We start from the raw sequence: 12007 nt of genomic DNA on the forward strand, positions 1-12007 counted from the left end.
CCGCTGGACCCGCCCACCACACCGCCGTTCCCGGGAGCCAGCTTGGTCACCTGCCCAGTTTCCACACCGCATCCGATGTGTCCGCCGACCCGCGGCGGACGGCACCGGAAGGCGCCACAGCGGCGCTGGTTACCGGTAGGGATCGGGGTGGCCGCAGCCGCCATGGTCAGCTCGCTGCTCACCGCATTCGTCATCGTCACCACGTTGGCCGCCAAGCTCTCCGCGAAGGATTCGGTCTATGCCGTCGGCGCCAGAACCTATGAGGTGAAACCGATTCCGCCGGCACCGCGCCGCGTTCCCGAACCGGCCGCGGCCACAGCTGCCGCGGCGTTCGCATTCGACAGCTCTGGCTTTGTCGACTCGCAGGCCCGCTGCCGGGAGTACCAGACGGCACGGGCGATCGGGCGTACCGCGGGCTCACTCGTGGTGATCTGCCTGGATCGCAGTGGCCGCCTTGAGTATCACGGGGTGCGGCTCTCGGACTCGGCCGCGCTCGCGGCGTCCGCCGATCCCACGCCCGGACGCCGGTTCGTGGCACGGAATTACCAGGTCGACTACGCGGTCTCCCCGACCGAGTTACTCGTCACGTCCGGAAGCGCGGTGCTCAAGCGCGAGCCGATGGTCGAGTACCGGGAGATCCTGTCGACTCCGGTCGTCTTGGCGCCGCGGTAACCCGGAGCGCGACGGATGAATTCGACATCGGCATTCGAACTGGCCGGCACCGACGCGATCGGGCAGGCGGCGCTGGCCGCAGCCGGCGAGGTGACCGCAGTAGAACTTCTCGACGCGGCGATCACCCGGCTCGAGGCGTCCCGCGGCCTCAACGCCGTGATCCTCGACCTGTTCGAGCGGGGACGATCGCAGGCCGCCGCACTCGACGGGTCCGGTGTGCTGCGTTCGGGGCAGGCCGGTCCGCTGGCCGGGGTGCCGTTCCTGCTCAAGGATCTCGGGACAGCGCTGGCGGGCACCCGCGAAGCGATGGGCTCGGTGGCATTTTCCGACCATGTGTCAGCAGACACCGCGTGGACGGTGCAGCGCTATCTGGATGCGGGCCTGGTGGTGTTCGGCAAGACCAACACCCCGGAATGGGGCAACCACTGCACGACCGAGCCGGTGCTGTTCGGCGCCACGGCGAATCCCTGGTCGCCGGCGGTGACCCCGGGCGGGTCCAGCGGTGGTTCGGCGGCGGCCGTGGCCGCCGGCGTGGTGCCGGCCGCTTCGGGCGGAGACGGCACCGGTTCGATCCGGGTGCCGGCGTCGTGTTGTGGACTGGTCGGCCTCAAGCCGCGGCGCGGCCGGGCTTCGTTCGCACCCGACGGCGGCCACGGACTCGAGGGTCTGGTGAACAACCATGCGTTGACCCGGACGGTCCGCGACTGTGCGGCGTTGCTCGACGTCATCACCGGCAGCGCACCGGGTGACCCCTACACGGCCGCCATCCCGACCCGTCCGTTCCTCGACACGGTCGGGCGGACGCCGCCGGCACAGCGCGTCCTGCTCGCCACCTCGTCGCCGTTTCCCACCGACCGGATCGATCCCGAGGTGGTCTCAGCGGTCGAGGCCACCGGCCGGCTGCTGGAAAGCCTCGGGCACCGGGTGGAGCCCGGCGCGCCGGCGATCGACCCGGATGCGGTGGCCGACGCCGTCGCGGTGCTGCACGCGGTGAGCAATGCCGGACTACATGAGCTGGCCACAGCTCACCTGGGCCGGGCGCCGCGCGAGGACGAGTTCGAGGCGAGCACCTGGGTGATGGTGCGAGAGGGTTTCGCCACCACGGGCCCGGCCTACGCAGACGCCATCGCCACCGTCCATGCGCAGACCCGGCGGTTCGCCGCGGGAATGGCCGGCCACGATGTGCTGCTGGTGCCGACGCTGCTGACCGGCCCGCCGCCCTACGGCCTGCTGAATCGGCCACGGGGAACGACCCGAGCCTTTTTCGACGTCGAGTTCGCCACCACCGGGTGGACGGCGTTGGCCAATGTGACCGGTTGGGCAGCGGTTTCTCTGCCGTTGGGCCGCACCGGCGACGGTCTGCCGATCGGTGTCCAATTGATGGCGCCGGACGAGGCGATACTGCTGAGCCTCGCCGGTGAACTCGAGCAGGCAGCGCCGTGGGCGGCTCACATTCCGCCGCGATGGGTGGCCGGTACCACTACGACGTAGCCGCCGATATCCTCTGAGGCGACAGCCATCTTCAAAGGAGTGGACAACCTCATGGTGAACCAGCAGCAGGCCGACAAGATGACCACGGGCAAGGGGTTCATCGCCGCGCTCGACCAGAGCGGTGGCTCGACCCCCAAGGCCCTGCGGCTCTACGGGGTGGAAGAGAGCGCCTACTCCTCCGAAGACGAGATGTTCGACCTGATCCACCAAATGCGCTCGCGCATCATCACCTCGCCCGTGTTCAACGGTGACCGGGTGCTGGCCGCGATCCTGTTCGAGCAGACCATGGACCGCACCATCGAGGGCAAGCCCACCGCGACCTACCTCTGGGAGGACAAGGGCGTCGTTCCGCTGCTCAAGATCGACAAGGGGCTGGCCGAGGTCGCCGACGGCGTTCAGGTGATGAAGCCGATGCCCGGGCTGGATGATCTGCTGGCCCGCGCGGCCAAGGGCGGCATCTTCGGCACCAAGGAGCGTTCGGTGATCGGCGCGGCCAACGCCGACGGCATCGCCGCCGTGGTCGCCCAGCAATTCGAGGTGGCCAGGCAGGTGCTCTCGCACGGTCCGATCCCGATCATCGAGCCCGAGGTGACCATCTCGATCTCCGACAAGGCCGAGGCCGAGAACCTGCTGCGTGACGAGATCGCCAAGAACCTCGATGCGTTGCCCGCCGACCAGAAGGTCATGCTCAAGCTGACCCTGCCGACTGAGGTCAACCACTACCAGGCGCTGGTCGAGCATCCCAAGGTGATGCGGGTGGTGGCCCTGTCCGGTGGTTACTCGCGCGACGAAGCCAACAAGCTGCTCGCCCAGAACACCGGTGTGATCGCCAGCTTCAGCCGGGCCTTGACCGAAGGCCTGTCGGCCCAGCAGAGCGACGACGAGTTCAACGCCACGCTGGACAAGTCCATCCAGTCCATCTACGACGCCTCCATCGCGGGCTAGTCGCGGATCTCCAGAAGGCGCCCGCAGATGGTCATCCCGATCGATCGCCCCAAACTCGAGGGCAATGTGGCCGTCGGCGACGGACGGCAACTCGGCTTCGCCGAGTTCGGCGACCCGCAGGGCCGGGCCGTGTTCTGGCTGCACGGCACCCCGGGGGCGCGGCGCCAGATTCCGACCGAGGCCCGGATCTATGCCGAGCGGAACCACATCCGGTTGATCGGGGTGGACCGGCCCGGTATCGGGTCGTCCACGCCGCACCAGTACGACCGCGTGCTGGATTTCGGTGACGATCTGCGCACCATCGCCGACACGCTGGGCATCGACAAGCTGGCCGTCATCGGATTGTCCGGTGGTGGTCCCTACACGCTGGCCACCGCGGCCGCCATGCCCGACCGGGTGATGGCGGCCGGGGTGCTCGGCGGGGTGGCGCCCATGGTCGGCCCCGACGCGATCAGCAGTCCGCTCATGCAACTCGGTGCGGTGGTCGCCCCCGTTCTCCAGGTCGCGGGTGCGCCGATCCGGCTGGCGGCCTCCGGGCTGATCCGGTTGATCCGTCCGGTCGCCTCCCCCGCGCTGGAGATCTACGCGCGGATCTCTCCCGAGGGCGATCGACGCATGCTGGCCCGGCCCGAGTTCAAGGCGATGTTCCTCGACGACCTGCTCAACGGCAGTCGTAAACAACTCGCCGCGCCGTTCTACGACATCGTGGTGTTCGAGCGCGACTGGGGCTTCCGGCTCGACGAGGTCAAGGTTCCGGTGCACTGGTGGCACGGCGACCATGACCACATCGTGCCGTTCTCCCACGGTCAGCACGTGGTGGCCCGGCTCCCCGATGCGGTGATGACCGAGCTGCCCTATGAGAGCCATCTCGGTGGTCTGGGCTGCGCAGAGGAGATCATGGGCACGATGATCTCGACCTGGGACAAGGCGACGGGTTAGTCGCCGGTCCCGGTGAGCGCCCGGCGCAGCAGGTGCATCGCCACCGTGGTGGCGCGTTCGCGGACATCGGATCGATTGCCCGGCAGGCGAATGGTGCGGGTGATCGACGCCGATCCGGACCGGACCGAGAAACACACGGTGCCGACCGGCTTGTCCGGGCTGCCGCCGCCCGGACCGGCGATCCCGCTGATGGCCACCGCGGTGTCGACGCCGAAATGGTGCAGGGCGCCGGTCACCATCGACTCGACCACCGGTTCGGACACCGCACCGTACTCGGTGATCAAACCTGGATCCACGTTGAGCATCTCGGCTTTGGCCTCGTTGGCGTAGGCCACCACGCCACCGGCGAGATAATCCGAGCAACCCGGCATATCGGCCAGCCGAGCCGCGAGCAGGCCGGCCGTGCAGGATTCCGCCGTGGCGACGCGATGACCGGCCAACAGGGCGGCGACCTGCTGGTCCACCGTCGACCCATCCGCGGAGAACAACGCGGCCCCGTGCCGATCGCGCAGTAGTGCCAGCAGTTCCCGGTAGGTGTCGGCGGCCTCAGGTTCATATCGGGTGACGATCTCGAGCTCACCCCGGCGCAGGCAGGTGGTGATCTCCAGGGCATCGAATCCGGCGATCGCGGATTCGGCGTCGCGCAAGGTCTCGGCGAGACCCGATTCGGCGAGCCCGAACATCCGTACCGTTTCCTGCGTGTAGCGGGTGCGGCCCGAAATCGCCTGCTGCACAGCCTCGGTCTCCACGGCGGTGAACCACATGGGTTGCAACTCACGCGGCGGACCGGGGAGGACCACCACCGTCGGACTGCCGGCGATGACGACGCCCGGTGCGGTCCCGACGGGTTCGAGCACCTCGGCGCCCACCGGCACCAACGCCTGCTTGCGGTTGGCGGCGCGCACCGAGTCGAAGTCCACTTCCGCGCGGGCACCCATCAGCCTGCGCAGGATCGCGGCGATCCGCTCCTCCAGCGGTGCGTCGAGGACCAGCTCGCGACCGCAGAACTGTGCCACGGTCGCGACCGTGAGATCGTCGGCGGTCGGGCCGAGCCCACCGCTCGTCACGATCAGGTCGACGCCTTCGGAGGCCAGGAATTGCAGCTGCGCCGCGATGTCACCGGGGCGGTCGCCGCAGATGGTGATGTGCGCGAGTTCCACTCCCAGCTCGAGGAGCTGATCAGCCAACCACGGGCCGTTGCGGTCCTGAATGCGGCCGGTGAGTACTTCGGTTCCGGTTACGACGATGCCTGCGCGTGCGCTCACGATGTGAACCTTACGCAGCGCACCGCGGTCAGCCGCTCAGCGCTTGAGCCATCCGTTCAGGGTCGGCAGGTCGCGGGTGTAGGTCATCATGATGTCGTCCTGGTACAGCGTCGCCCCGCTGATCACATCGGAGCCTTGCCACACCACCCTGATCCGGGTCGCATCGCGCTGGTAGATGTCCACCCGCTCGACGTCACGGTGCTGCCATCCGGCACTCTCGGCGAGCCGGCCGAGCTCATGGCGCTCATCGGTTGTGGTCATCGGCCGATCCTATCGTCGTGCCTTCTGGTCGATCGCCACCACCGTCGGCGCACTGTTGTAGCCACTGACCCGGACCCAGTTCGCGACAGGCGCCGATGAACTCACCGTGCCGGTCAGCTCCACCGTCTCCCCCGGATACACCGTGACGTAGTTGTCCGAATACTCGATCGGCAGGATCTCGTCGCCGTCGCGGGTGGTGGTGATCTCGGCCCGCTCGAAGAACGCGATGTGCCGGCCGGGATTGTGCAGCCGGATCCGCACGCCGACACGGTCGTCGGCTGTCTCGCTGCGTTGCGCGGTCACCTGCACCGGTGCCGGCGCCATGGTGTTCAGCGGGGTCAGGTCGGCCCAACTGCTCTGCACGAGATCGAACGCCTGATCATTGACCGGCGGGCCGACATCGTCGAGCTGCTGCGACTGCCAGTAGGTGTTGTCGGCGACGATGGCACCGGTCTCGTCGAGCAGTTCGCAACGAACGAAGACCACCGGTGAATCGGAAGCCAGTCGCGGCAGCGTCAGCCCGGGCGCGACGCCGTTGGACGGCACGGCCGGCACCGCGGCGGTACGGTCGTCGCGCATCCGCCCGGTCAGGTCGTAGGTGCGCACCCGCACCCGCAGGCCCGTCCGCTCCTCGGGTGACTGGTTGACCACGGTCACATTGGCGGTGTCGTGATCGCCGGTGGCATAGGCGTCGAACACCACCGACAGCGGACGCAGACCCTTTTTGGCCCCGTAGTAGGCACCGCCCGGACGCAGGTAGTAGTCGAAGATGTGGCCGAAGAACGACGGCCAGTGACTGTTGAGCATCCAGTAGATTGTCATCTTGTGGTTGTCCCAGCCGCCGGCGGCGAAAGCCTCGAACTGGGCCCGGGTCGACTCGTAGTGCGCCAGTTGCGCCTTGCCGGCGAACTCCTCTGCGCTGCGCGAGGATCCGTATCGTTGGACCACCGCGGTCCGGATGCTCTCCAGCGCGGCGTTGCTCGGGTTGGCGCCGGCGTGGAAATACCATGCCTCGTTGATCGGCCAGAGCAAGTCCTTCGGGATGAACTTCTTCAGGCTCGCGAACGGCGGAATGTGTTCGTTGTCGCCCTGTTCGGCGTTGGAGCCCCGGGTGGCCTGATACCGGCCGCTGAACCAGTAGCTCGGCGGGCGCCAGGTGTACGGGCCGGCCATGTGGATACCGTCCCAGTCAGGCTCGCCGTCGGCGCCGCGGGCCAGTGACGACACCGTGTCGACGACGGTGTTCGACCAGTGCAGATCATGCAGGATGCCGTGATACCCGGCGAGCACCGCCGCCGGCGGCTTGCCGTCACTTCCGTTGGCCCACAGGAAGGCCGACGCGTGCCCGCGCAGGGACAGGATCTGCGAGCGCATGCTCTCGTCGGCCACCCGGCGATCCTCGTCGTCCCACTGCCACCACTTCTCCCACTGGTTGCAGCACATCCACCCGTACATCAGGGGGATCCCGAGTTCGTCGGCTCGCTCGATGATGTTGTCGCCCGGGAACTTTCCCTCCAGACGCAACATATTGAGCCCGAGATCGCGGACGTAGGCGAGGATCGCGTCTTCCCGCGGCGGGTCGTATTGAAACAGCAGATCCGGGGTGTAGGCCGCCCCCCGGACGAGGAAGTCACGCCCGTTGACGGTCAGATAGAAGCTGCCGCCGCGCCCGAGAGCAGGGAACTGCTCGTCGGTGTCGCGGTGTTGTGCCACGGTGCGGATACCGAACCGGGAATCCACGGTGTCGGTGGGCCTGCCGTACCGCAGAAACTCCAGCCGAAGGTCGTACAAGTCGGGCTTGCCCATGGTGTAGGGCCACCACAGGTCGGGGTTGCTCACCCGTAATGCGGTGAAAGTGTCCGGGTCGAACCGGATTTCGCGGCGCTCCCCCGGTGCCAGGTCGACCGCCTGATCCACTGAGATGGTCGGCTTCCCGGGCCGGCTGATGCGGGCCCGCACCACGCCGCGCATCGGGACGTCGGCGGTGTTACGGATGTCGGAGTACACGGTGAGCCGGGCCGAGTCGGTGGCCGGCAACGGCAGCTCGGTGGTGACCAGCGGATCACTGAGCACGACTTGACCCGAGTAGCTGAGGTAGACCGGTTTGAAGATGCCCGCATTGCGATCGGCCACATAGGAATTGCCGCGCAACGGGTTCTTGTCGGGGCCCTGGTAGCCGATGCGGTTCCAGTTGAGCCAGTCCCACCAGCTGTCGGCCAGCTCGACGCCGTCGATGTCCTGCAACGACTGTTCCGGGGTCACCTTGACCGCCAGCGTGTTGGCCCCGCCGGGATTGATCCAGGGGGTCGCGTCGATCTCGTGGATCGTATGCATGCCCACCAGCAGTGAACTGCCGGCGATCATCGTGCCGTTGAGCCAGACCTCGGCGCGGTAGTTGATCCCGGGAAAGTCCAGGCGATAGCTGGAGCTGCCGGCCGGGGCGCTGAACGTGGTCCGGTACCACCAGTCCTGGCGGAACAGGTCGTCGGGCACCGTGGCCAGGTTGTCTCCGACGTACAGGTCGGGATATGTACCGTCGTCCTGCAGCGCCGCCAGAACCGTCGACGGCATGCGTTTGACCTCGTGCCAGTCGGCATCGACGGGGCCGGGCGAGGACAGCGTCGCGCCGTCGGCGCGCACGGTCCGCGCCGACGCGAGCTGCCAGCCCTGTGCGATCTCGATGCGCCCCGACGGCGGTTCCGGCTTGGCGAACGACGGAAAATCGGCGGCACACAGCGACACGACCAACAGTGCGGACAGAACAACACCCGCGAGACCCGAAAAGGTCAGGCCGGCGCGACGGTTCCGGGCGGAAATGGGCAGCTCCTCAAAGACCGGTGCGGCACCGGGTACCGAGTCGGTGCCGTGCCGGGGTCATTCTGCCGTGACCGGAACCGCCCCGCACGGGCGGTGCACCCTCTACAGCTTGTGCGGGACGTCGTTGACGAGGCCACCGTCCATGACGAACTCGGCGCCGGTGGCGTAACGCGACTCGTCGCTGGCCAGGAACACCACGAAGCTGGACACCTCGTCGGGTTGCCCGGGCCGGCCCAGCGGGATCGTCAGCATGTCCTCGGGAAAGTGCTCGGTCATCGGGGTACGGATGAACCCGGGGTGGATCGAGTTGACCCGGATCTGCTTGGAGCCCAGCTCCAGCGCCGCGGACTTGGTCAGGCCGCGCACCGCCCACTTCGAGGCGACATACGGATGCACCATCGCTGCTCCGCGCAGACCCTCGATGGACGAGACGTTGATGATCGACCCGCCGCCGGCGGTCTTCATCGCCTTGACGCAGGCCTGCATCCCCAGGAAGGTGCCGGTCAGGTTGACGTCGATCACCTTCTGCCACTGGGCCATATCGAATTTGCCGATCTGCCCGAGCGCGACGATGCCGGCGTTGTTCACCAGCACATTGAGCAACCCGAACTCGGAGACGGCAGTGTCCACCGCGGCGTTCCACTGGTCTTCGGCGGTGACGTCGAGATGTACGTAGCGCACTGAATCCCCGAGCTCGGCCGCCAATTCTGCGCCCTCGTCGTCGAGGATGTCGCCGATTACCACCTTGCCACCTTCGGCGACCAGCGCCCGGGCGTGCTCGGCACCCATTCCCCGTGCGCCACCGCTGATGAGTGCAACTTTTCCGTCTACCCGTCCCATGACGCGTGAGGCTACCGCACCGGAATGCGAAAATAGAACATGTTCCAATTTCGCCGTTCAGGCCGCATACTCACGTCGTCGGTAAGTCGTCGGTAACAAGATTTCGCAAGGAGCACCATGGCCATCCGCGTCGGACTGTTCGGAACCGGAAACTGCGGCGCGCTGGCACTGATCCAACTGATCGAGGACCCCCGGTTCGAACTGGTGGCCGTCGGCGTGTCCAACGACGACAAGGTCGGCACCGACGCCGGCGAGCTGGCCGGGCTGGACGTGGTCACCGGAGTGATCGCGACCCAGGGCATGGAGGCCGTGCTGGCGGCCAAGCCGGACTGCCTGGTGTACTGCGCGATGGGCGACACCCGGCCGGTCGAGGCAACCCGCGATGTGACGGCGGCGCTGTCAGCCGGGATCAACGTGGTGGGATCGGCCCCCGGCGGTCTGCAATTCCCGTGGGGCGCCATGCCACAGAAGGCCATCGACCGCGTGGAAGATGCTGCCCAAAGCGGGAATTCGACTGTGTACATCACCGGGGTCGATCCCGGATTCGCCACCGACCTGGTGCCGTTCGCCATCGCCAGCACCTGCCAGCGCATCGACCAGATCAAGACCATGGAGATCGCCGACTACGCCACCTACGACGGCGCCGAAGTGATGTCGATCGTGATGGGCTTCGGCAATCCGATGGATCGCCCGGGCATGCTGTTCTACCCCGGCATCCTCAGCGCCGCCTGGGGCACCGCGATCAAGATGCTGGCGGCCGGCCTGGGTGTCGAGGTCGAGGAGATCACCGAGAGCTACGAACTGGAGCCCGCTCCCGAGGACATCGAGGTCGCCACCGGCGTGATCGCCAAGGGCACGGTGGCGGCCATGCGCTTCGAGATCAACGGCATCGTGGGCGGCAAACCGGTGATCGTCGTCGAGCACATCACCCGGGTGCGCGAGGACCTGCGCCCCGACTGGGCCCAGCCGGCCCAGCCGGGCGGCTCGTACCGGGTCGAGATCACCGGCGAACCGTCCTATGTCGTCGACATCTGCCCGACGAGCAGCCGCGGCGACCACAACTACGCGGCGATCCTGGCCGCGGCGGGCCGGATCGTCAACGCCATCCCCGATGTGGTGGCCGCCGCGCCGGGTATCCGGACCACCCTCGATCTGCCGCTGGGCACCGGCAAGGGGCTGTACAGAGTCGACTAGGCCCCTGCCGCATGTCGCCGGCGCGGCGTCGAACTGGTCATCCGCCGCACAATGCGAGCCCACGCTGAATCATCGGGCCGATGTCGACTTTCAGGCCAGGCGTGTTCGGATTGTCCAGCCAGATCGGGTCGAAGGGCGGCCATAACTTCGCTGATTTCGCCGTCCCGTTGAGGGCGTACATCTCACGGTCGGCGACGACTGTCACTCGTTCTCCGTCTGCACCTTTGGTGCACAGCAGGGTTGCAGTGTCGACGGTGAACGGCCACGGTCCGTCGTTCCACGTTTGGCGTTGGACGAGGCCGGCCGGCTTGTTGGAGACGCCGGCGGGCGTAGTTGGGCTGGTTCGGCCATCGCAGAGCGCCAGGCCGCGCTGGATCAGTGGTCCGCCGTCAACGTGGAAGCCGGGCCGGTTGGGGTCTGGGAGCCCGATGGGGTCGGCATAGTCGGGAAGGCCGGTCTGGGCGTGGGCTGCCGCGTTCAGGGAGTACTTCGATTCTCCGGCTGTGATCGTCACGAGGCCGTCGCCCTGACATTCGAGTACGGCTTCGTCGACAGTGAGGGGCCATGGGCCGTCCGACCAGGTCTCGCGGCTCACGTAGCCCGCTGCCTGCCGGTCGGGTGTAGACGTCGTAGGCGGCGTTTCTGACGGTCCTGCAGCGGCAGTCGTCTCGCTCGGTGACGGCGTCGTAGTCGGTGAGCTGTGTTCCCCTGTGCTGCAGCCCGCCAGCATCACCAACGCAATAGCAGCCGTGCTCCCCAGGTACCTCATGCTCGATCACTCCTCCCCCCGGTTCCCAACCCGGGAAGACTACCGACCGCACCGGCGACTCCGGCTGGAGTTTAGGTTTTTCGTGCCTGGCCGCCGAGGGCCGTGCACTGCCATTGGGTGGCCTTCGTCGGGGCAATTGGGGTGGCGGTTCCCAAGGGCCACACCATCTGCCAAAGATGCCCGAGTGGTCAGCTCTGCGTGGTGTCGGCGACCGGCGGCGGGGTCGGCTTTCCTCGTGGCGGGCCGCGCTGCGGCCCGTCGTGCAGGTTGCACGTAGAGGAAGTTGATCAGCTCGCGGATGAACACTTTCAGCTCGGCGGCTTGGTCCTGGGTGACCGGATCGAAGGCCTCACCGTGTGCACCGGCGTTGCCCGTGGTGCGGATGCGGTGGGCCCAGTCTCCGAAGTCCTCGAACAGGGCACGATCGGCGACCATCTGTTTGATCGCTTTGTTCAATGTGCCGGCACTTTTTGCCGCCTCGCTGCCCTTGTCCTGGACAATCTGGGCGATGGTGGTACGGAACATTGCCGCGGCCGCATTGGGCGACTGCACGGCCAGGCAGCGAACTCCCTCGCCGTACGCCTCGGCTGCGGCAGCCCGGCCGCATGCTCCAGGTAGGCGAGGTGGTCGGTGGGCCACCAATACACGCCCTGCATCCCGTACTGGTCGTTGATTTCGGCCTCAACCACGACGGATTTCTCCTCGCAGCCCATGCAGCCGATCACCGAGACCTGCTCGACGGTGCGTCCCTCCACTGGCTGCATCGAGGCCGACGCCCGCTGCGGCCGGTCCAACGGTCGCCGAGGAACCGCAG

General features: G+C 67.4%; 11 protein-coding genes. 5 read left to right on the forward strand and 6 right to left on the reverse strand.

Annotation, left to right across the window (positions count from 1 at the left end; genetic code table 11):
- From A5740_RS11065 to A5740_RS11080, 4 genes are all read left to right on the forward strand, one after another.
- Nucleotides 1-672, forward strand: a 672-nt coding sequence (locus tag A5740_RS11065) for a hypothetical protein (protein WP_254849143.1), incomplete at its 5' end; no start/stop codon positions are given.
- Nucleotides 673-687: 15 nt separating this feature from the next.
- On the forward strand, nt 688-2163 hold the full coding sequence (locus A5740_RS11070) for an amidase (protein WP_076193998.1): 1476 nt from the start codon (nt 688-690) through the stop codon (nt 2161-2163).
- A 51-nt stretch (nt 2164-2214) separates the two neighbouring features.
- Complete coding sequence (locus tag A5740_RS11075; RefSeq protein WP_076194143.1) at nt 2215-3108, forward strand: fructose bisphosphate aldolase; 894 nt, start codon at nt 2215-2217, stop codon at nt 3106-3108.
- Nucleotides 3109-3135: 27 nt separating this feature from the next.
- The gene (locus A5740_RS11080; RefSeq protein WP_076194005.1) at nt 3136-4047 is read left to right on the forward strand and encodes an alpha/beta fold hydrolase; all 912 of its coding nucleotides are present in this window, start codon (nt 3136-3138) and stop codon (nt 4045-4047) included.
- Here A5740_RS11080 and A5740_RS11085 read toward each other — a convergent pair.
- The 4 genes from A5740_RS11085 to A5740_RS11100 form a co-directional block, all read right to left on the reverse strand.
- Entirely contained in the window at nt 4044-5312 is a 1269-nt protein-coding gene (locus tag A5740_RS11085; RefSeq protein ID WP_076194007.1) for a competence/damage-inducible protein A, read from the reverse strand. The two genes, A5740_RS11080 and A5740_RS11085, sit on opposite strands and share 4 nt — an antisense overlap.
- A gap of 36 nt (nt 5313-5348) precedes the next feature.
- Nucleotides 5349-5573, reverse strand: coding sequence for a hypothetical protein (locus A5740_RS11090; protein ID WP_076194008.1), 225 nt, complete (start codon nt 5571-5573; stop codon nt 5349-5351).
- A gap of 9 nt (nt 5574-5582) precedes the next feature.
- Nucleotides 5583-8309 carry a glycoside hydrolase gene (locus tag A5740_RS11095; protein WP_076194144.1) on the reverse strand — a complete coding sequence of 909 codons (2727 nt, stop codon included), beginning with the start codon at nt 8307-8309 and terminating at the stop codon, nt 5583-5585.
- 183 nt (nt 8310-8492) lie between these two features.
- The gene (locus tag A5740_RS11100; RefSeq protein WP_076194009.1) at nt 8493-9230 is read right to left on the reverse strand and encodes a glucose 1-dehydrogenase; all 738 of its coding nucleotides are present in this window, start codon (nt 9228-9230) and stop codon (nt 8493-8495) included.
- Between the two features lie 117 nt (nt 9231-9347).
- Here A5740_RS11100 and A5740_RS11105 point away from each other — a divergent pair, with 117 nt between their 5' ends.
- Nucleotides 9348-10424: a diacylglycerol kinase gene (locus A5740_RS11105; protein WP_076194011.1), complete on the forward strand. Its 1077-nt coding sequence runs from the start codon at nt 9348-9350 to the stop codon at nt 10422-10424.
- 37 nt (nt 10425-10461) lie between these two features.
- On the opposite strand, the gene A5740_RS11110 is transcribed toward A5740_RS11105, so the two are convergent.
- Together A5740_RS11110 and A5740_RS11115 are read right to left on the reverse strand one after the other, a co-directional pair.
- Nucleotides 10462-11193, reverse strand: a complete 732-nt coding sequence (locus A5740_RS11110) for a DUF2511 domain-containing protein (RefSeq protein ID WP_083654041.1) — start codon at nt 11191-11193, stop codon at nt 10462-10464.
- A 39-nt stretch (nt 11194-11232) separates the two neighbouring features.
- Nucleotides 11233-11745, reverse strand: coding sequence for a DUF4145 domain-containing protein (locus tag A5740_RS11115; protein WP_254849144.1), 513 nt, complete (start codon nt 11743-11745; stop codon nt 11233-11235).
- Nucleotides 11746-12007 lie beyond the last annotated feature (262 nt).

Source organism: Mycobacterium sp. GA-1841 (assembly GCF_001954135.1).
Lineage (GTDB): Bacteria > Actinomycetota > Actinomycetes > Mycobacteriales > Mycobacteriaceae > Mycobacterium.